Source organism: Bradyrhizobium algeriense (genome assembly GCF_003062295.1).
Taxonomy (GTDB): Bacteria; Pseudomonadota; Alphaproteobacteria; order Rhizobiales; family Xanthobacteraceae; genus Bradyrhizobium; species Bradyrhizobium algeriense.
On the sequence record NZ_PYCN01000018.1, the window covers coordinates 120697 to 140567 of the forward strand.

The following is a 19871-nucleotide window of genomic DNA, read 5'->3' on the forward strand; positions in this document are numbered from 1 at the left end:
AGCCATGCTGAAATCTCTGCTCCGTGGGATCGTGAGCTCGCTGAAATGGGGCCTGTGCGCGTTGGGCATGCTGGCCCTGTTGCTCACGGCCCTCGTCGCCACGCCGCTGACGCGGCCGGCGGAGCTGCAATCAATCTCGGCGGTCCGTGGCACCGTCGATTTCAGCGCCCTGCCTGCCGTGGAGCGGTTTCAGGCGAGGGACGGCACTACGCTTGGTTTCCGCCATTACCCCGCCGGTGGGCCGGCGACCGGCCGTGGGGCGATCGTGGTGCACGGTTCCTCGGGCTCCAGCGGCGGCACCATCCATGCGCTGTCGGCGGCGCTGGCGGCACGGGGCGTCGAGACCTGGGCGGTCGATATCCGAGGGCACGGCACGTCAGGTACGCGCGGCGACATCGGCTATGTCGGCCAGCTCGAGGATGACCTCGCCGATTTCGTCGCGATCGTGCGCAAGACCGCGCCTGATGCACCGCTGACGCTGGCCGGCCATTCCTCCGGCGGTGGCTTTGCTCTGCGCATCGCGGGTTCGCCGATCCAAAAGCTGTTCGCGCGCGCGGTGCTGCTCGCGCCCTATCTCGGCCATGACGCCCCGACCAGTCGGCCGGCATCGGGTGGCTGGGCCAATGCTGACGTCCCGCGCATCATCGGCCTGATGGCGCTGCGCAGCATCGGCGTGACCTGCTGCGAGGCGCTGCCGGTGCTGGCCTTCGCGGTGCCGCCGAATTCGGAAAAGAACCTGGTCGGAACCTATACCGATCGCCTGATGCGCAACTTCGCCGTGAACGGTGACTTCCGCCGCGATCTCGCCCGCGCAAGCGGACCGATCACGATCATCTCGGGCGCGGATGATGAGCTGATGTTCGCGGACAAATATGCCGAGGCGGTGCGCGACGCCAAAACGCCCGTCGCTGTGAAGCTGATCGAGGGCATCAATCACATGGGCATCGTCAGCGTGCCCAGGGCGATTTCTGTCATCGCCGACGATGTCGCCACCCGCGGCGCGGCCGGGACGTGAACTCAGCTCTGGAGCGATGACGCCATGACGATCGACAGCCGGCAAGCTTCGGAGGCGCTCGACGATATCAATGAGATCGCGCGCCGTGTCCGCCAATCGACGATCTACAGCCTCAGCAGTCAGATGCTGATCATGTGGGGCGCGCTGGTGTTCGCCGGCAACATCGCGTCATTCCTCTGGCCGCGCACCGGCGGCTATATCTGGCTCGCGATCGAGGCAGTGGGCATTGTCGGTTCGTTCGCAATCAGCGCCTACAGCTACCCGAATACGCGAATCCGCACCTTCGACATGCGGGTGTTCGCTGCCTACCTGCTGGTCCTGGCATTCGGCATATTCTGCTGCTGGTTCGGCCGTTTCACGCCGCGCCAGATCGGGACGTTCTGGCCGATCTACTTCATGCTGTTCTACACCATCGTCGGACTGTGGTTTGGCCGTGCCTATGTCGTCATCGGCGTCGGCATCACCGCACTCACCCTGATCGGTTACTTTTTCATCGGCGACTGGTTCAAGCCGTGGATGGCGGTCGTCAACGGCGGCGGGCTGATGCTTGGCGGCCTGTGGATGCGCCGGAGCTGATATGACCGGGCTCGACGACATCATTCATCAACCGCTGCGGCTGCGAATCATGGCGGCGCTGAATGCGTTGCCATCCGGCGTGGGGCTTGAATTCGCAAAACTGAAAAAGCTGACGGGCGCGACCGACGGCAATCTCGGCGCCCATATCGAGACGCTGTCGAAGGCGGGCTACGTCGCGGTGGAAAAGGCCTTTGTCGGCAAGAAGCCGCAGACCACCGTGACGGCCACCGCCGCCGGCCGCGCCGCCTTCGCCCGCCATGTGGCCATGCTGCAGGAGATCATCGCCGCCGCGGGTGGCAAATAGCGCCGAAACACCTCTGCACAACGGCTATTCTGCCGTCCGGTCCCCTTGCGGCGAGGGGGCGTTTTGTGCGACCGAAGCTGCATCTCATCCCCGCATCTGGCTCCTGTCATGAACATCCTTCTGCTCGGTTCCGGCGGCCGCGAACACGCTCTCGCATGGAAGATCGCTGCTTCCCCGCTGCTGACCAAGCTGTGGTGTGCGCCGGGCAATGCCGGGATCGCGCGGGAAGCCGAGTGCGTGGCGCTGGATATCGCGGACCATCCGGCGGTGATCGATTTCTGCAAGCGAAACGCGGTCGATCTGGTCGTGGTCGGCCCGGAGACGCCACTGGCGGCCGGCATCGTCGACGATCTCGCGGACGCCGGTATCAAGGCGTTCGGACCGGGCAAGCACGCGGCGCAGCTCGAAGGATCCAAGGGTTTCACCAAGGCGCTCTGCACCGAATTCAACATTCCGACCGGCGCCTACGGCCGCTTCACGACGGCTGACGATGCGCTGGCTTACGTGCGCGCGCAGGGCGCGCCGATCGTGGTCAAGGCGGATGGCCTGGCCGCCGGCAAAGGCGTAGTCGTCGCCAAAACGCTTGATGAAGCCGAGGCGGCCATCGCCATGATGTTCGAGGGCGCGTTCGGTTCGGCCGGCACTGAAGTCGTGATCGAGGAATTTCTTTCCGGCCGCGAGATCAGCTTCTTCGCGCTGTGCGACGGCGAAACCGCGATCCCGCTTGCCTCCGCGCAGGACCACAAGCGCGTGTTCGATCACGACGAGGGGCCAAACACCGGCGGCATGGGCGCCTATTCGCCGACGCCGTTCGTGACACCGGAAATCCACGACCAGATCATGGCGCGGATCATCCTGCCGACCGTTGCGGGCATGAAGGCGCGCGGCACGCCGTTTCGCGGCGTACTCTACGCCGGCGTGATGTTGACGGAGCAGGGACCAAAACTGTTCGAATACAACGTCCGCTTCGGCGATCCCGAATGCCAGGTGCTGATGCTGCGGATGATGTCCGACATCGTGCCGGCGTTTCTCGCCTCCTGCGACGGAGAACTGAAGCATTTCGACCTGCGTTGGTATCCGGAGCCTGCGCTGACGGTGGTGATGGCGGCGAACGGCTATCCCGGCGACTACAGGAAGGGCACGCGCATCGAGGGCCTCGATGACGCCGCCAAGATCGAGGGCGTCGAAATCTTCCATGCCGGCACGGTGGCGAAGGATGGCGCCATTCTCGCCAATGGTGGACGCGTGCTGAATGTCTGCGCCATGGGGAAGACCGTGCTGGAAGCCCAACAGCGTGCCTATGAAGCTGTCGACCGCATCAAATGGCCCGACGGCTTCTGCCGCCGCGATATCGCCTGGCAGGCGGTGGAGGCGGAGAAAAGCGCGCGCTAACCGCCTCGACCGTCATTGCCTGCGACAAACGCGAAGCGTTTGCGCAAGGGAGCGAAGCGACGAAGCAATCCATCTATCCCCGCGTAGAGACGTGGATTGCTTCGCTTCGCTCGCAATGACGATTAGAGTAAATCGCCGCCCACTGCGCTCGCCGTCGTGCCATGCTCGCGGAACGCCTTGATGACGTTCTTGCCGATCTTCCACTTGTGCACTTCGTCCGGACCGTCGACCAGCCGCTGCGCGCGCACCTGCGTGTACCATTTGGCGAGCGGTGTATCCTGGCTGAAGCCGAGCGCGCCGTGGAGCTGGATCGCGGTGTCGATCACCTTGTGCACCATGTGCGCGTGGAAGATTTTTGCGATCGAGTTCTCCTGCCTGATATCGAGGCCCTTTTCCGCCTTGTAGGCGATGTGCAGCAGCATCAGGCGGCCGATGTAGAGTTGCTCGGCGCAGTCTGCGAGCATGAACTGGACGGCTTGCCGGTCGGCCAGCAACTGGCCGAAGGTCGAGCGCTTGGTGATGTGGGCAACCGCCATGTCGAGCGCGCGCTGCGCCTTGGCGACGTTGTGCATGCCATGCCGCAGGCGGCCATAGGCGAGGCGGTGCTGGCCCATGGCAAAACCGTTGCCCTCGCCGCCGACCAGATTGTCGGCCGGCACTTTCAGATCCCTGATCTCGATTTCGGAGTGGCCGCCGTGGATCACATCGTCATGCGGTCCCTCGATCGCCATGTTGGCGACGTTGCGCTTGATCTTGTAGCCGGGGTTCGGCAGCTCGACGAGGAATGTCGAATACTGCTTGTGCCGCGGCGCGTTCGGATCGGTCTTGGCCATGACAAGCGCCATATCGGCGACGCTGGCCGAGGACGAAAACCATTTCTCGCCGTTGAGGACGTAATTCTCGTTGCCGTCCTTCACCGCGGTGGTCTGCATGCCGGTGGCGTCGGCACCGGCGGCCTTCTCGGTCATTGAGAAACAGATGCGCTTGTCGCCGTTGAGCAGGGGTTTGAGGAACTTCTCCTTCTGATATTCCGTGCCGTGGGCAAGGATCGTCATCATCGAGGCGTCGTCGGGCCCCTGCGTGTTCATCGAGAGCGCGCCTAGCATGCTCTCGCCGAGCTCCATCTGCACCAGCGCATTCGCCAGCGGGCCGAGGCCCATGCCGCCATATTCCTTCGGCACCCACGGGCACCACAGGCCGCGTGCGCGAGCCTTGGCCCGCAGCGGGCCGAGCACTTCGGCGAGCGGCTTGGTATCGAGCTCCTTTTCCGCGGGGATGCACTCGTCGTGCACCCATTGGCGGACTTTTTCGCGGATCGCCTTGGCTTCGGCCGGGATTTCGAAATCGATCGACATCTGACGGTTTCCTCGGTTCTTGTTCCTGTTGGTCGGGCTTGAGGAATGGCATAAACCTGCGATCTGCCAGCGGCAACGGCAAACAAAGTTTGAAGCAAGGACTGCCGCCAAGAAGGAGCGCCCATGCCCGATCTTGCTGATCTGTTTCCCGGATACGCCTCCGAATGGATCAATACCTCGTCGGGCCGCATCTTTGCCCGCGTCGGCGGCAAGGGTCCGCCGCTGTTGCTGCTGCACGGGTTTTCATCGACGCATGTGATGTGGCACCCGGTCGCGCCGCAGCTTGCAGACCGGTTCACACTGATCATCGCCGACCTGCCGGGCTATGGCTGGTCGGATATGCCGCGCAGCGACGAGTATCACACGCCCTACACCAAACGCGCGATGGCAAGAGCGATGGTGGAGGCGATGGAGCAACTCGGCCATGTGCATTTCGCGCTTGCCGGTCACGACCGCGGCGGGCGCGTGTCGTACCGGTTGGCGCTCGATCATCCCGGCCGGCTGTCGAAGCTCGCCGTGCTCGATATCGCGCCGACCTATGATTACTGGGAGAGACTGAACCGGCTCTCCGCGCTGAAGATCTACCACTGGGCGTTCCTGGCGCAGCCTTATCCGCTGCCGGAGACGCTGATCTCGGGTCATGGAGAGTTTTTCCTCAAGGAGAAGATGGCGAGCCAGACCAAAAGCAAGACGCTCGACGCCATCGATGCGCGCGCGCTGGAACATTACCTCGCGCCGTTCCGCGATCCCTCTCGTATTCACGCGATGTGCGAAGACTACCGCGCGGGCGCCTATGCCGATTACGAGATCGACAAGGCCGATTTCGATGCCGGCAAGAAGATCACGGTTCCGATGCTGGCGCTGTGGGGCGATGCCGGGGTTGCGAGTGCCGCAACGACGCCGCTCGATACGTGGAAGAAATGGGCGACCAATGTGAGCGGCGCGCCGGTGGATTCCGGGCACTTCCTGACGGAGGAGAATCCGGACGTGACGGCGAAGTTGTTGCGGGAGTTTTTTCTGACGCCTTGATTTGACGCGGACCTCTCCACGTCATTGCGAGGAGCGAAGCGACGAAGCAATCCATCCATCCGTTATGCCGTACGATGGATTGCTTCGCTTCGCTCGCAATGACGGCGGCGGACTACCGCCTCACCTTGAAAAACTCCTTCAGCAGCGTCGCCGCTTCGGTCTCGCCTACTGCCGAATAGACCTCCGGCACATGGTGGCAGGTCGGCTGCGCAAAGAACCGCACCCCGGAATCCACCGCGCCGCCCTTGGGATCGGCGGCGCCGTAATAGAGCCGGCGGATCCGGGCAAACGAGATCGCGCCCGCGCACATGGTGCAGGGCTCCAGGGTGACGTAGAGGTCGCAATCGACCAGCCGCTCGGTGCCGATGGCCTCGGCGGCCTGCCGGATCGCCAGAATTTCGGCATGCGCGGTCGGGTCGCGGTCGGTCAGCGTCCGGTTGCCGGCGGTGGCGATGACCTCGTAACCCCTGACAATCACGCATCCGATCGGAACTTCGCCGGCTTTTCCGGCGTTTTCAGCCGTTTTCAGCGCCAAATCCATGAAAGAAGGGGCAGTCATGCCTCGTATCATCGGAAGAAACCTGCTACTAGCTGCGCCTTCAGCAAACGTGGATGCCGGTTTTGCGTGAGAATGCGCCTTGAGCGAAGCGCGCGCGCGTTTCCGCTTTGACAGCCTATCCGCATCCGCCTGATAGCCATTTTACCTGTACCGAGAGACCATTCATGCCCCGCGATAGCGACAAAAACAACGATTCCCGCGGCCGGCGTGACCGGCCGTCCGGCGGTAAAGGCCGCTCCGGGACCGCGAGGGGGCCTGAGAAGAAGTTCGCCAAGCGCGGGTTTGCCGGAAAGGGTGAAGGCGCCGGCGAGCGGCGTCCCTATGCCGGGAAGTCCGACGGTGCGAAGTCGTTCGGCAAGAAGCCCTATTCGGGTGCGGGCAAGCCCTACGCCGGCAAGCGCGACCGAGACGGCGACCGTCCGCCGCGCCGGGATTTCGGCGACGCGCCGCGCCCGCGCGGCGATCGGCCGTTTGCTGGCCGTCCGCCACGCGGTGGCGACGGTGAAAAGCGTTCGTTCAAGCCGCGCGAAGATCGTGGTGATGAGAAGCGCCCGTACACACCACGCGGCGACCGGCCGAATTTTAATCGTGACGACCGGCCTCCGCGCAGTGATCGCGACGATGCGCGTCCGGCTGGACGTTTCTCCGATCGGAAATTTGGCGACAAGAAGCCCTATACCCCGCGAGAAGGCGGCGGCGAGAAGCGGCCCTATACGCCGCGTGGCGAGGGTTTTCGTAAAGACAGCGACCGTCCGCGTGGCGATCGGCCCTTTAGTGCCCGGCCGTCGCGCGATGGCGATCGCCCCCGTGGTGACCGGCCTGAGAGAAAATTCGGCGGTGACAAGAAGTTCTCGCGCGGCGCGCCGGACCGTGGCCCGCGCAAGAATTTTGGTGACCGCCCCGATCGCGGCGATTCAAAGCCGTGGCAGAAGCGTGAGGATCGCGGCGAGCGTGACTCCCGTCCCGCCCGTGACGGTGCGCGCAATTTCGACAAGCCGCGCTTTGACCGATCTCGCGACGACCGCGGCGGCGGGGAGCGTCCGCGCTTTTCGCGTTCGCGTGAAGATCGCCCGAAATTCGACCGTCCTCGCCAAAGGCCCGAAGGCCGCACCGACTGGCAGGAGCATCCGCGCAGTGAAGCGGGTGACGATCGGCCGCGTCGCGAGAACGAGGACGACAGCAAGATTTTTGCAAAACGTCCGGCGTTCGGCGGCCGTGGCGCTTATCGCGAGCGCCAACCTGAATTCGACAAGCGCGCGCCGCAGCCGCCACGCGTCAAGAAATCCGGCGAGCGCATCGCCAAGGTGGTTTCCCGCGCTGGCCTCGCCTCGCGCCGCGATGCCGAGGAATGGATCACGCAGGGCCGCGTCACCGTCAACGGCCGCGTCATCAATTCGCCGGCGCTCGACGTCACCGCCAACGACACCATCGCCGTCGACGGCAAGGTGTTGCCGCCGCGCGAGCGCACGCGGCTGTTCATGTATCACAAGCCGCGCGGCCTGATGACGACCCATGCCGACCCCGAGGGGCGGCCGACGGTGTTCGACAATCTGCCGGAAGGCCTGCCGCGGCTGATCTCGATCGGCCGGCTCGACTTCAACACCGAGGGGCTGCTGCTGCTCACCAATGATGGCGGGCTGGCGCGCGCGCTCGAACTGCCCGACACTGGCTGGCTGCGGCGCTATCGCGTCCGTGCCCATGGCGACGTCACGCAGGCGCAGCTCGACGAACTGAAGAAGGGCGTCGAGGTCGACGGCGTCAAATACGGTTCGATCGATGCGACGCTGGAGCGCGACCAGGGCGCCAATGTCTGGCTGGTGTTTGCGATCCGCGAAGGCAAGAACCGCGAAGTCCGCAACGTCATGGCGCATCTAGGCCTCGAGGTGAACCGGCTGATCCGCGTCTCCTACGGGCCGTTCCAGCTCGGCGAACTCGCCGAGGGCCAGGTCGAAGAGGTCAAGACGCGTGTGCTGCGCGAGCAGCTCGGCGAGAAGATCGCAACGCTCGCCGGCGCCGATTTCAACCGGCCGATGCAAGGTGAAAAATCTGGCGAAAAGTCCGACGACGAAGAGACTGAGGCGCCGCGCGGCAAAAAGCCGTTCAAGCCCGCGGGAAAAAGCGCGCTGATCGCCGACCGCAAGGGCCGCCGCGTGCTGGTGCAGCGCACCGGCAGCGAGGAGGCGCGTGCGCGCAACGAGGAAGAGGCCAACGGCTACGGCCCGCCGCGCCGCCCGAAGCGCGGCTATCACGGCAAGCGCGATCTGACGCCGCGGGACGAGTAGTTGGGCGATGCGTGTCGTCGGCGGACGATTGAAGGGCCGTAATCTGGCCTCGCCATCCTCGCAGGCGATCCGCCCGACGGCGGACCGGTTGCGCGAGTCCGTGTTCAACATCCTGATCCACGCCTACGATGATCCGATCGAAGGCGCGCGCGTGCTCGACCTGTTTGCCGGCACCGGCGCGCTCGGCATCGAGGCGGTGTCGCGTGGCGCGGCATTCGCGCTGTTCGTCGACAACGGCGCCGAAGCGCGTGCGCTGTTGCGCAATAATGTCGAGGCGCTGGGTTTGGGCGGCGTGACAAAAGTCTATCGCCGCGATGCCACCAATCTCGGCCCGGCGCATCCGATGGAGCCGTTCTCGCTGGCCTTTCTCGATCCGCCCTACGGCAAGGGACTCGCGGACAGGGCACTGGCCTCGCTGCGCGATGGCGGCTGGCTGACACCGAGGGCGCTTGTGGTGGTGGAGGAAGCGAAGGCCGCGGCGTTTGCGGCGCCCGATGGTTTCGAGGAGCTCGAGCGGCGCGCATATGACGATACGGAGTTCGTGTTTTTGCGGGCCGTTACCGCGCCCTGATCTGTCGTCCCCGCGAACGTGGGGACCCATAACCACCGCCGCCGACGATGGTTCGAGCTGCGGCCCCATCGCGCCAGAAGTCTGACATCGGTGGTTATGGGTCCCGGGTCGCGCTACGCTTGCCCGGGACGACGGTTATCTCCGCCCGAACAGCTTCTCGATATCGCTCAACTTCAATTCCACATAGGTCGGCCGGCCGTGGTTGCACTGGCCGGAATTCGGCGTGTCTTCCATCTCGCGCAGCAGCGCGTTCATTTCTTCCGGCTTGAGGCGTCTCCCGGCGCGGACCGAGCCGTGGCAGGCCATGGTGGCGGCGACATGCATCAAACGCCGCTCCAGCGGCAGTGCCTCGTCCCATTCGGCCATGTGCTCGGCGAGATCGCGCAATAGTCCGGCGGCATTGGCCTTGCCGAGCAGCGACGGCGTCTCGCGTACCGCCACCGCGCCGGGGCCGAAAGAGTCGATCGCCAATCCAAACGTCGCCAGCTCCACGGCGCGATCGAGTAATTTCTCGACCGTGGCCTCATCCAGCTCGACGATCTCGGGGATCAGCAGTATCTGCCGCTGCACGCCATTCTTCGCCAGCGACGCCTTCAGCTTCTCATAGACGATGCGCTCATGCGCCGCGTGCTGGTCCACCACGACCAGGCCGTCGCGGGTCTGCGACACGATGTAGGTCTCGTGGATCTGCGTCCGCGCCGCGCCCAGCGGGCGGTCGAGCATGTCGGCGGAGGGCTGCGCCTCGAAGCGCACGTCGGCGGTCGGCGTGCCGACATCGAAGGCGGCCTGTCCCGCTTCGGCGAGTGCAGACGCTATAGAGCCTCCGAATGAAGGCGCGGGGTTCACCGGATAGGCCGGCGAACTGCGCCAGTCCCAGTTGCTCGGGCGCGGCGTAAAGGAGGGACGGAACGCCGACAGCGCCGCGCCGTCGGTATTGGCGGCGGTGCGCCGGCCCTCGCGGGCGAGGCCGTCTTTCAGTGCGTGCACGATCAGCGCGCGGACGAGGCCGGCGTTGCGAAATCGCACCTCGGTCTTGGCCGGATGCACGTTGGCGTCGACCTCCTGCGGATCTGTCGTCACGAACAGCGCCACCACGGGATGACGGTCGCGCGGCAGGTAATCGGAATAGGCCGCGCGCACGGCGCCGAGAATGAGCTTGTCGCGGACCGGGCGACCGTTGACGAACAGATATTGTCCGAGCGCGTTGGCGCGGGTCAGCGAGGGGGCGGCGGCAAAGCCCTCGACCACGACGCCTTCGCGCTCGGCGCGCACTTCGATGGCGCTCGAACGGAATTCGCTTCCCAGGATATCGCCGAGCCGGGTCAGCCGGCCCGCGGCGCCGGGCAGCGCTGCGGCCCAGGTCACCGGCGCGCGTTCCTCGCCGGCCAATGTGAAGGCGATATCGGGCCGCGCCATCGCCAGCCGCCGCACCACTTCGCGGATCGCTTCGGCCTCGGTGCGATCGGTCTTGAGGAATTTCAGCCGCGCCGGCGTCGCATAAAAGAGATCGCTGACCTCGACGCGGGTGCCTTGCGACAGTGCCGCCGGCATGATCGCAGATTTCACGCCGCCTTCGACCGACAGCGACCAGGCGTGCGGCTCGCTGGCGTGGCGCGTCGTGATGCCGAGCTTCGCGACCGCGCCGATCGAGGGCAGCGCCTCGCCGCGAAACCCCAGCGTGCGAATGCGTAAGAGATCCTCGTCGTCGAGCTTGGAGGTGGCGTGGCGGTCGACGGCGAGCGCAAGGTCGCCATGGGTCATGCCGCTGCCGTCGTCGGTGATGCCGATCCGCCGCCGGCCGCCGCCGTCGGTGAAAATGTCGACGCGGCTGGCGCCGGCATCGATGGCGTTTTCGACCAGTTCCTTCACCACGCTCGCAGGACGTTCGACCACCTCGCCGGCGGCGATGCGGTTGACGACCTGTTCGGGGAGTTGGCGGACGGGCATGGGATGGGGGCTTGAGTGTCGATTCGAGGCTGAACCACCATTCTAGGCGCTCGAGGTCGCAAATGCATGGGAAGAAGCCGAAACAATGCCCGGCTGGGGATGAAGGCAGACTATCGCCTTGAAGATGCTCAGCTTCGTTCCCGGCGGCTCACAACGACTTGGGATGGACTTGGAAATGGTCCTGGGATTGGTCCTTGGGATTGGACTCGGGATTGTGAGGTCGCGTGGTCAGGTATATCGTTTAGAAAAATTATAATCTGCCCGGAGGAACACCATGTGCCATCTGTTCGCGCACCAGCCCCAACGCGACTATGAATCGCAGACCCGATCGCTGCGGATGGGCGGCCATTGCACCTCGATCCGGCTGGAAATGTCGTTCTGGGACACGCTGGAGGAGATTGCGGCGAAGGAGGGGATGAGCCTCGCAAAATTCCTTACCACGCTGCACGACGAGGTTCTCGACCACCACGGTGAGGTCAAGAATTTTGCCTCGCTGTTGCGTTGCTCCTGTCTGATCTATCGCGCCAGGAGCGCGGTCGTCGTGCCGGAATTTCGTGGCAGTGCTCCCGCCATGCTCGACGCGGCCGAATAGATTTTCGAACGCTGGTTAAAGCAAAGCGGCTCTGTCCCATTCCGGACCGAGCCGCTTCATTTTTTGCGCGAGCCTAGAGCGGGATGACTTTTCTTCGAATCGTCATCCCGCTCTATCTCTTTGATTTGAGCATGATCTCCGCGCAAACGCGTTCCGCGTTTGTCGCGAGGGAAAACCGGGGGCCACTTTTCCGGATCATGCTCTAGATTTCCTTGCGCTGCATCGCGCCGGCGATGTGGTCTGCCTGCCGGATCGCCAGTGAGACGATCGTCAGCGTCGGATTGCAGGCGGCGCCGCTGGTGAACTGGCTGCCGTCGGAAATGAACAGGTTCTTGACGTCGTGGGCCTGGCCGAACTTGTTCACCACGCCGTCTTTCGGCTTTTCGCTCATCCTGTTGGTGCCAAGGTTGTGCGTGCTCGGGTAGGGCGGCGTCGGATAGGTCACGGTAGCCCCGACGGCCTCGTAAACGGCGGCGCCCTGCTTGTAGGCATGATTGCGCATCGCGACGTCGTTGGGATGATCGTCGAAATGCACGCTCGCCACCGGCATGCCGAACTTGTCCTTGGCCTTCGGATCCAGCGTGATGCGGTTGGCTTCCTGCGGCATGTCCTCGCCGACCAGCCACATGCCGGCCATCCGCGGATAGGACTCCATCGCGCTGGTGAAGGAGCGTCCCCACGCGCCGGGGTTCAGGAACGCCGCCATGAAAGGTACGCCGATCGACAGCGTCTCCATCTCATAGCCGCCGACGAAGCCGCGTTTGGGGTTGTTCTTCGCTTCGTCGCGGATGATGCCGGCCATGGTGGTGCCGCGATACATGTGTACTGACTTCTCGAACGCCGCGTACACGCTGCCGGTCATGTGCCGCATATAGTTGCGGCCGACCTGCCCGGACGAGTTGGCAAGGCCGTCCGGGAACATGGTCGAAGCGCTGTTGAGCAACAGCCGCGGGCTCTCGATCGAGTTGCCCGCGACCGCCACCACCCGCGCCTTCTGGCGCTGCACCGCGCCGCTCTGGTCGGCATAGACCACGCCCGTGACCTTGCCGGACGCGTCGTGCTCGATCTTGATCACCATGCTGTTGGGGCGCACCTCGAGATTTCCAGTCGCCTCGCCCCTGGGGATTTCGGTATAGAGCGTCGACCATTTCGCTCCCGACTTGCAGCCCTGGAAGCAGAAGCCGATCTGCTGGCAGGCCCCGCGCCCGTCGCGTGCCTCGCTGTTGATCGCCATGTTGCCGGTGTGCACGGTCTTGTAGCCGAGCTTCTTCGCGCCGGCTTCCATCACCTTGAAATTGTTGTTGCCGGGTAGCCCAGCAATGCCGTTGGTGCGGGTGACGCCCATCTTGTCTTCTGCCTTGGCGTACCACGGCTCCATCTCGGTGAGCGTGATCGGCCAATCCAGCAGATTGGCGCCTTGTAAGCCGCCATAGGTGCTCTTGACCTTGAACTCATGCTCGTCGAAGCGCAGCGAGGCGCCGGCCCAGTGCGTTGTCGAACCGCCGACCGCCTTCACGATCCACGCCGGAAGGTTCGGAAAATCTTTTGCGACGCGCCAGCTTCCCGATGTGGTGCGCATGTCGGACCAGGCGAGCTGGGTAAAACTCTCCCATTCATCGTTGACGAAGTCCTGCATCTCGATGCGCGATCCGGCTTCAAGGATCACGACCTTGACGCCTTTTTGCGCAAGTTCATTGCCGAGCGTTCCGCCGCCCGCGCCGGAGCCGACGATCACGACCACGCCGCTGTCATTCAGATCGAATCTTGCCATGTGGGTTTCCTCCCTTGGGGTTCGTTGCCGGTGGCCTCAAGCCTTCGGGAGCCAGTCGATGTCGGCGAAGCCGCGCTTGATGTAGCCGCCGTGCTCGGCGGAGGAGCCCTCGTAGCCGAACTTCGGCCAGACCTCCTTCTGGTTGTAGAGGGAGACGACGAGGTCACCGCGAACCTTCTGGAAGAAGGCGGTCTGCTCGATGCGCTGCAACAGTGCCACGCGGTCGGTCTCCCACTGCACCTGCACATAGGGAACCTTGTGGCGATCGTTGGCCTCCTGATCCAGACGCGCGACGCCGTCATTGATCAGGGACTTTGTGGCCGGATCTTTCGCCGCCTTGCCGTCCCACGGCTTGATGGCGGCGATGTAGTAGCTGTCGCCCAGGAAGTCATGCGGATAGATGTCGCGTGCGACCTTCACCAGCGTCTTGAGCGTCGCTGGTGTCAGCGTCGTGGCGTCGTCGGCCCAGGCGTCGCTGACGCTCAGGCCCGCGCTGGTCGCGATCGCGACGGTCGGCACCGTCGCGGCCGCGCCCTTCAGGAAGACGCGACGGTCATATTTGCTTCGACGATCGACTTCTCTCATGGGTGTGTCCTCCATTGAACGTTTGTTGATTGCGATTAACCGAAGCGGCCGCCGCGCTGGATCACTTCGATCTTGTAACCATCGGGGTCGGCGACGAAGAAGAAGCGTGCGAGCGTCCTGCCGTCATGCTTGAAGTCGCGCAGCGGCCCGGGTGACAATCTCTCGCGTTCGAACCTCACATGTTCCGCGTCGACATCATCGACGACGACGGCGAGATGGCCGTAGCCGTCGCCCAGCGAGTAGGGCTCCTTGCGATCGAAATTGACGGTCAGTTCGACTTCGAACGGCGAGGAGGGATGACGCAGATAGATCAACGCGAAATCGGAAAACTTGAGATGGTCGGCGACCTCAAGACCGAAGGCGCGTGCGTAGAAGTCCAGCGATTTCGCTTCGTCGAACACGCGGATCATCGAGTGAACGGGCTTTGCCATTCAGTTCAGCTCCTTCAGATAGGCGATGATGGCGGCGCGGGTCTCCGGCTTGGGCTGGCGGTAGGCCATGTTGGAGCCCGGGATCGCCGCCTGCGGATTGGCGAGATAGGCATCAAGCCTGGTGTCGTCCCAGACGAAATTGGCATCAGTGAAGCCGGCGGAATAGCGAAAGCCGTCCGCCTTGCCCGCTGGTCTGCCGACGATCTTGAACAGCGACGGCCCCTGGCGGGCCGGGTCGGACAGGTTGGTGGTATGGCAGGTCGCGCATTGCTGCTTGAACAGCGTCGTTCCATCCGGCGGTTTGGCGGCGGGCAGTGGCATCTGTGCGCCGGCCATCGTCACGACAGGCAACGTGGCGCAAAATCCCAGCCCGATTGCCCATATCGTGCGCAGCTTCGTCATGTGCTTCACCGTTGGCGTGCGCGGACTGTAGGTCGCGGAAAATAGGCGGTGGTAGTAGCGGGCTGTTTCACGACAGAACAAAAGCGGCCGCACTCCAGGCCGGGCTCCCAATCTTCGGGCGGCTTGCTTCAAATGCACGTGTTCAAAATATTTTTACGGAACTTTCCGGAAGCTGCAGAGGCGCCGAATATGCGGTCTGCGTGTGGCCAAGGATTCGCAAAATGACCCAGAAATCCCTGCACGATCACCACATCGCGCGGCTTGCATGGCGGGCGCGCCGTTCGCGGATAACAAACGGATCCGGCGATGAGCATGTTCGGGTTGTGAACGGCGCCTGAAGAAGCCGAACTGTTCTTCGTCAACCAAACCTTGGAGAAATGGATGAAGCTAGTGAAAACCTCGGCGATCGCGGTTGCAATCTCGGCTCTGCTTGCCGGTCCGGTACTGGCGCAAGGCGCCTCATCCGGCACACAGACCCGCGGCGGCGCGCAGGGCAAAACGCACATGCAGGGCGGCGCGTCGGGCAGCATGGACGAGGACACCACTGCGCCGGCGGGCGCCGCCAGCCAGGGGGCCGGCGCGAAGAGCGGCATGAAGGGCACCGTCGGGGCGGGTAGCGCAGCGCCCACCGGAGCGGGCAAGGCCACGGGCGGGGCGGCGACCCCTCCAGCGACCGGCCGATAAGCGCCAGGAGGACACCCGTCTCCTCCGCGGGTTGCTCTCCAAACAGAAACTCCGGTTGCCATGGGCGGCCGGAGTTTTTTTGTGGCTTGGCCTGAAGTCCGCGAACCGAATGCCGGGCTGGACGGCTCTATCGGGGGAGAACGCTGGGGTTCTCTCGCGAAATCAAAGGGAGCTGTTTATGTTTTATCGCAAGAATTTGCCGGGCTGGGAGCGGGCGATGCGGTCGGTCGGAGGCGTTGTGATGATCGCGTACGGGCTTTTCGGCATGCCCGGGCTGCCTTTCATGCCCGGCACGATGGCCGGCTATTTGATCGCGGGCGCCGGCGCGGTCGCGATTCTGACCGGCTTTTTCGGCTTTTGTCCGATGTGCGCCATGGTCGGCCGGAGGCTTCCTTCGCCATGACCGCGCTGGCCGGGGCAGGGCGCTGCGACCCCTCGCTGATCGAGGCCGCGCGTGGCGGCGACACCGAGGCGCTGGTCTCGCTGATCGCGATAGCCCAGCCCGACATCCGCCGCTATGCCGCGCGCAATTGCCGCGCGGCCGATATCGACGACGCGGTTCAGGAAACGCTGTTGCTGCTGTACAGGCGGGTCGGCACGCTGCGTGCGGTGACGTCGTTTTCGGCGTGGCTGTTTGCGGTGGCGCGCCGCGCGTGCCTCCGCCTGCTGCGCCGATCGGCAGGAATGGCGGACGCTTCGGGCGACGATGCGGAAATGCGCCTGGCGCATCTTAGGCCCGAAGACATTCGCATCGATCTTTCCCGCGCCATCCAGTCGCTGCCCGATCACTACCGCGAGGTGATCCTGCTGCGCGATATCGAGGAATTGTCGATCGACGAGATCGTGGGCGTTCTTGGGCTGACGCGCGAGAGCGTCAAGGCGCGCATTCACCGCGCGCGGTTGATGATCCGGGAATATCTGATCCGGGATTGAGGGCCTCAATCATCGAAGCGCGCGGTGTTGCGCTTCGCCTTAACGTCGCTGCGGCGCTTCTTGCCTTCCAGCCTTCGCTGCTTCGAGCCGAAGGTCGGCTTGGTGGCGCGCCGCGGTATCGGCCTTACCATGGCTTCGCGCAGCATTTCGAGCAGGCGGTCGATGGCGTCGGCGCGGTTGCGTTCCTGGGTGCGGAAGCGCTGGGCGTGGATCACGATCACGCCGTCCTTGGTCATGCGCTGGCCGGCAATCCGGTTCAGCCGCAAGGCGGCATCCTCCGGCAGCGTGACCCTGCGCGTATCGAAGCGGAGCTGGGCCGCCGTGGCGAGCTTGTTGACGTTCTGCCCGCCCGGGCCGGAGGCGCGGACGAAGCCGATCTCGATGTCGTTTTCGTCGATCGTGAGGTCGCGGGAAACCCGCAGCATGGCGTTCACCGGTCGTCGTCATGCCCGGGCCAAAGCGCGAAGCGCGTCTTCGCGCCAGACGTCCCGGGCATCCACGTCTTATCAGCGTATAGAAAACGTGGATGGCCGGGACAAGCCCGGCCATGACGGAGAATACGGTGCGCCTCAGTTCGCCTTCGGCGGCGCCACGACGGACTGGGCGGCGGCCTGCGGGGCGCGGCCGACGATGACGGTGAGCAGGCCCTGGCCCCACAGCTTCTGCGCGGCCTTCTTGGCGTCGTCGAGCGTCACGGCGTCGACCAGCGCGTTGCGCTTCTCGATGTAGTCGATCGGCAGCTTGTCGAGCTGGTACTGCAGCAGCGCCTGGGCCAGCTTCGAGGAGGTATCGAGCGCCAGCATCTGCGAACCCTTGAGGTAGGACTTGGCCTCGTCCAGCTCCTTCTGGGTCGGGCCTTCCTCGGCCATGCGGCGGATTTCCTTTTCGATCGCGTCGACAGTTTCGTCGGCGCGGTCGGCGCGGGTGCCGGTATTGCCGATGAACAGGGCGGAGCGATCCATCCAGAGCAGAGATTCATAGACCGAATAGGCGAGGCCGCGCTTCTCGCGCACCTCCCTGTAGAGCCGCGACGACGATCCGCCGCCGAGGATGTGGTTCACGACATAGGCGGCCATGAAATTCGGATCGTGGCGGCGAATGCCGGGACCGCCGAATGTCACCACGGTCTGCGGCACGTCGAGCGGAACGAACGCGCGCTGCGGCGGCTTGGCGGCCTCGACTTCGGCGATCGCCGTCAGGCTGGCCTTGGCCGGCAATCCGCCGAATGTCTTGTCCAGGAGCTTGCCGAGCGTGTCGGCATCGACATCGCCGACCACGGCGATGCGCAATGTATCCTTGGCGATGACGCGGCGGACGTAATCCTTCATGTCGGCGACGTCGATCTTCGGCACGCTGTCGAGCGTGCCGTTGCCCTGCCTGCCATAGGGATGATCGCCGAAGGCCGTCTCGAGGAATTTGCGGCTCGCCAGCGAGGTCGGGTTGGTGGTGTCGCGGCGCAGCCCGGAGAGCACCTGCGCGCGAATGCGCTCGACGTCGGTGGTGTCGAAATGCGGCGAGGTCAGCGCCAGATGCAGAAGGCCGAAAGCCTCGTCCTTGTTGTCCTTGAGCATACGCAACGAGCCACGGAAATAATCCCGGGTCGAGGAGAAGCTCAGCTCGATCGCGCGGCGCTCGAGGCGCTCGTGGAAGGTCTTGGAATCGAGATCGCCGGAGCCCTCGTCGAGCAGGCTGGCGACCATGTTGCCGACGCCGGACTTGCCTGATGGATCCTGGCCGGCGCCGCCGCTGAAGGCATATTCCATCGCGATCAGGGGCACGGTGGCGTCCTGCACGAACCACGCCTCGATGCCTCCGGGCGAGACCAGCCGCTGGATCTTTGCCGCGGCGTGCGACGGCGTCGCCGCCAGCACCAGCAGCACGGCGCCGGCGATCAGGCCGGATGTGAGGCGCTGCGCGCCAATCGAAAGACGGATCACGAGCGCTTCTCCTCACGTTTCGGCGCGGCATCCTTGATCAGATAGCCGGTCACCGAGCGGTTCTTCTCGAGCCATTTCTGGGCGGCGTCGCGGACTTGTTCGGCGGTAACAGCGCGAATCCGTTCGGGCCAGCTCCTGATATCGTCGATGGAAAGCCCCGTCGTCAGCGCGCCGCCATACCAGCGCGCCAGCGTGGCCTGATTGTCCTGGGCGTAGATCGCTTCCGCAATCAACTGGGTCTTGACCCGCTCGAGATCCTCGGCGCGGGCGGGATTCTGGATCACCTCCGCAATCACGCCGTCGATCGCCTGTTCGATCTGCGAAAACTCCACGCCGGGCTTTGGCGAAACCGAGATCGAGAACTGCGAGGGATCGAGCGAAGTGCCCTGGTAGCCGGCGCCGGCGCTGATCGCGAGCGGGCGGTCGATCACCAGTGCGCGGTAGAGATAGGAGTTGGAGCCGCCGCCCATCAATTGCGCGAGCACGTCGAGCGCGGGGCCTTCGCCGGCCGCAGCCGTTGCGGAGGAGGGGACGAGATAATAGCGCCGCAGGCCGGTCTGCTCGACGCGCGGATCGGACAGCGTCACCGTGCGCGGCGCGGCAGGCACCGGCTCCTGCGGACGGATGCGCTGCGCTGATATCGCCGGCTGCGCCGGGATGCCGCCATAGGCCTTTTCCACCATCGGGCGGACTTCCTTGGCGTCGACGTCGCCCGCGATCACCAGGATCGCGTTGTTCGGCGCGTAGAAGCGCTTGTAGAACGCCAGCGCATCCTCGCGGTCGAGCTTCTCGATTTCCTGGCGCCAGCCGATCACGGGCCGGCCATAGGGATGGTTGAGGTACAGCGCCGCCATGATCTGCTCGGTCAACCGCGCGTCCGGATTGTTGGCGACGCGCATGTTGAACTCTTCCAGCACGACATCGCGCTCGGGCAGCACGTTCTCATCCTTGAGAATGAGGCCGGTCATGCGGTCGGCCTCGAACTCCATCATTTTCGCCAGCTGCTCGCGCGGCACGCGCTGGAAATAGCCGGTGTAGTCGAGCGAGGTGAAGGCGTTCTCGTTGCCGCCGATCCGCAGCACGGTCTGGGAGAATTCACCGGCGGGATGTTTGGCCGTCCCCTTGAACATCAGATGCTCGAGAAAGTGCGCCAGTCCCGATTTGCCCGGCGTCTCGTCGGCGGAGCCGACCTTGTACCAGATCATCTGCGTGACGACGGGCGTGCGGTGATCCGGGATCACGACCACTTGCAGGCCATTGTCGAGGGTGAAGCTGGCGGGACGTTCCGACGTGACCGTGGTCTGGGCGAATGCGCTGCCGGCGGAAAATGCAAACGTCGAGATGAAGACTGCAACGAGAGAGGCGGCAAAACGGTGTGAGGACATCATGACCTATCTGGCGCGCATGCCGCAAAGCTGGTGACCGGTCCTGCGACAGGAATTCGCGCAAACGTTAGAAGTAACCCGACAAAACCGTTCGGGATCAAGCTGCGGCATCGTACACCGC

Annotated in this window: 21 protein-coding genes; 11 read left to right on the plus strand and 10 right to left on the minus strand. The window is 64.4% G+C overall.

Annotation, left to right across the window (positions count from 1 at the left end):
• Positions 1–4: 4 nt before the first annotated feature.
• The 4 genes from C7G61_RS28255 to purD all read left to right on the plus strand — a co-directional run bounded on the left by C7G61_RS28255 (position 5) and on the right by purD (position 3287).
• A complete protein-coding gene (locus tag C7G61_RS28255) occupies positions 5–1015 on the plus strand; it encodes an alpha/beta hydrolase (protein ID WP_108519958.1) in 1011 nt (336 codons plus the stop codon).
• Positions 1016–1039: 24 nt separating this feature from the next.
• The gene (locus C7G61_RS28260; protein WP_108519959.1) at positions 1040–1591 is read left to right on the plus strand and encodes a hypothetical protein; all 552 of its coding nucleotides are present in this window, start codon (positions 1040–1042) and stop codon (positions 1589–1591) included.
• A gap of 1 nt (position 1592) precedes the next feature.
• Positions 1593–1895, plus strand: coding sequence for a transcriptional regulator (locus tag C7G61_RS28265; protein ID WP_108519960.1), 303 nt, complete (start codon positions 1593–1595; stop codon positions 1893–1895).
• A gap of 108 nt (positions 1896–2003) precedes the next feature.
• Positions 2004–3287 (plus strand): phosphoribosylamine--glycine ligase, encoded by a 1284-nt coding sequence (purD, locus tag C7G61_RS28270; RefSeq protein WP_108519961.1) that lies wholly within the window; start codon positions 2004–2006, stop codon positions 3285–3287.
• A 122-nt stretch (positions 3288–3409) separates the two neighbouring features.
• Here the strand turns inward: purD and C7G61_RS28275 are convergent, their stop codons facing one another.
• Positions 3410–4642, minus strand: a complete 1233-nt coding sequence (locus tag C7G61_RS28275) for an acyl-CoA dehydrogenase family protein (RefSeq protein WP_108519962.1) — start codon at positions 4640–4642, stop codon at positions 3410–3412.
• A 123-nt stretch (positions 4643–4765) separates the two neighbouring features.
• Between C7G61_RS28275 and C7G61_RS28280 the strand changes: the two genes are divergently transcribed.
• Positions 4766–5671, plus strand: coding sequence for an alpha/beta fold hydrolase (locus C7G61_RS28280; protein WP_108519963.1), 906 nt, complete (start codon positions 4766–4768; stop codon positions 5669–5671).
• Between the two features lie 112 nt (positions 5672–5783).
• Here the strand turns inward: C7G61_RS28280 and C7G61_RS28290 are convergent, their stop codons facing one another.
• Positions 5784–6230: a nucleoside deaminase gene (locus tag C7G61_RS28290; protein WP_244608499.1), complete on the minus strand. Its 447-nt coding sequence runs from the start codon at positions 6228–6230 to the stop codon at positions 5784–5786.
• 164 nt (positions 6231–6394) lie between these two features.
• Between C7G61_RS28290 and C7G61_RS28295 the strand changes: the two genes are divergently transcribed.
• Complete coding sequence (locus C7G61_RS28295) at positions 6395–8512, plus strand: pseudouridine synthase (protein ID WP_108519965.1); 2118 nt, start codon at positions 6395–6397, stop codon at positions 8510–8512.
• Positions 8513–8519: 7 nt separating this feature from the next.
• Positions 8520–9083, plus strand: a complete 564-nt coding sequence (rsmD, locus tag C7G61_RS28300) for a 16S rRNA (guanine(966)-N(2))-methyltransferase RsmD (RefSeq protein WP_108519966.1) — start codon at positions 8520–8522, stop codon at positions 9081–9083.
• 135 nt (positions 9084–9218) lie between these two features.
• Here the strand turns inward: rsmD and mutL are convergent, their stop codons facing one another.
• Complete coding sequence (gene mutL / locus C7G61_RS28305) at positions 9219–11030, minus strand: DNA mismatch repair endonuclease MutL (RefSeq protein WP_108519967.1); 1812 nt, start codon at positions 11028–11030, stop codon at positions 9219–9221.
• A gap of 274 nt (positions 11031–11304) precedes the next feature.
• Between mutL and C7G61_RS28310 the strand changes: the two genes are divergently transcribed.
• Positions 11305–11622 (plus strand): ribbon-helix-helix domain-containing protein, encoded by a 318-nt coding sequence (locus tag C7G61_RS28310; protein WP_108519968.1) that lies wholly within the window; start codon positions 11305–11307, stop codon positions 11620–11622.
• Between the two features lie 202 nt (positions 11623–11824).
• On the opposite strand, the gene C7G61_RS28315 is transcribed toward C7G61_RS28310, so the two are convergent.
• Genes C7G61_RS28315 through C7G61_RS28330 form a run of 4 tightly spaced genes read right to left on the minus strand, consistent with a single transcriptional unit; the run spans position 11825 to position 14745 of the window.
• Positions 11825–13393, minus strand: coding sequence for a GMC family oxidoreductase (locus tag C7G61_RS28315; RefSeq protein ID WP_108519969.1), 1569 nt, complete (start codon positions 13391–13393; stop codon positions 11825–11827).
• Positions 13394–13429: 36 nt separating this feature from the next.
• Entirely contained in the window at positions 13430–13978 is a 549-nt protein-coding gene (locus C7G61_RS28320) for a Twin-arginine translocation pathway signal (RefSeq protein WP_108519970.1), read from the minus strand.
• Positions 13979–14013: 35 nt separating this feature from the next.
• The gene (locus C7G61_RS28325) at positions 14014–14409 is read right to left on the minus strand and encodes a VOC family protein (RefSeq protein ID WP_108519971.1); all 396 of its coding nucleotides are present in this window, start codon (positions 14407–14409) and stop codon (positions 14014–14016) included.
• Positions 14410–14745 (minus strand): c-type cytochrome, encoded by a 336-nt coding sequence (locus C7G61_RS28330; protein ID WP_108520005.1) that lies wholly within the window; start codon positions 14743–14745, stop codon positions 14410–14412.
• A gap of 447 nt (positions 14746–15192) precedes the next feature.
• Here C7G61_RS28330 and C7G61_RS28335 point away from each other — a divergent pair, with 447 nt between their 5' ends.
• The 3 genes from C7G61_RS28335 to C7G61_RS28345 all read left to right on the plus strand — a co-directional run bounded on the left by C7G61_RS28335 (position 15193) and on the right by C7G61_RS28345 (position 16428).
• Positions 15193–15495, plus strand: a complete 303-nt coding sequence (locus tag C7G61_RS28335; RefSeq protein WP_108519972.1) for a hypothetical protein — start codon at positions 15193–15195, stop codon at positions 15493–15495.
• A 178-nt stretch (positions 15496–15673) separates the two neighbouring features.
• The gene (locus C7G61_RS28340; RefSeq protein WP_108519973.1) at positions 15674–15898 is read left to right on the plus strand and encodes a YgaP family membrane protein; all 225 of its coding nucleotides are present in this window, start codon (positions 15674–15676) and stop codon (positions 15896–15898) included.
• Complete coding sequence (locus C7G61_RS28345) at positions 15895–16428, plus strand: RNA polymerase sigma factor (protein ID WP_108519974.1); 534 nt, start codon at positions 15895–15897, stop codon at positions 16426–16428. The genes C7G61_RS28340 and C7G61_RS28345 overlap by 4 nt, the downstream gene beginning before the upstream one ends.
• Before the next feature lie 5 nt (positions 16429–16433).
• On the opposite strand, the gene arfB is transcribed toward C7G61_RS28345, so the two are convergent.
• The 3 genes from arfB to C7G61_RS28360 all read right to left on the minus strand — a co-directional run bounded on the left by arfB (position 16434) and on the right by C7G61_RS28360 (position 19753).
• The gene (gene arfB, locus C7G61_RS28350) at positions 16434–16853 is read right to left on the minus strand and encodes an alternative ribosome rescue aminoacyl-tRNA hydrolase ArfB (protein ID WP_108519975.1); all 420 of its coding nucleotides are present in this window, start codon (positions 16851–16853) and stop codon (positions 16434–16436) included.
• Positions 16854–16997: 144 nt separating this feature from the next.
• A complete protein-coding gene (locus tag C7G61_RS28355; protein ID WP_244608508.1) occupies positions 16998–18323 on the minus strand; it encodes a M16 family metallopeptidase in 1326 nt (441 codons plus the stop codon).
• A 38-nt stretch (positions 18324–18361) separates the two neighbouring features.
• Positions 18362–19753, minus strand: a complete 1392-nt coding sequence (locus C7G61_RS28360) for a M16 family metallopeptidase (protein WP_420836803.1) — start codon at positions 19751–19753, stop codon at positions 18362–18364.
• Positions 19754–19871: the final 118 nt, after the last annotated feature.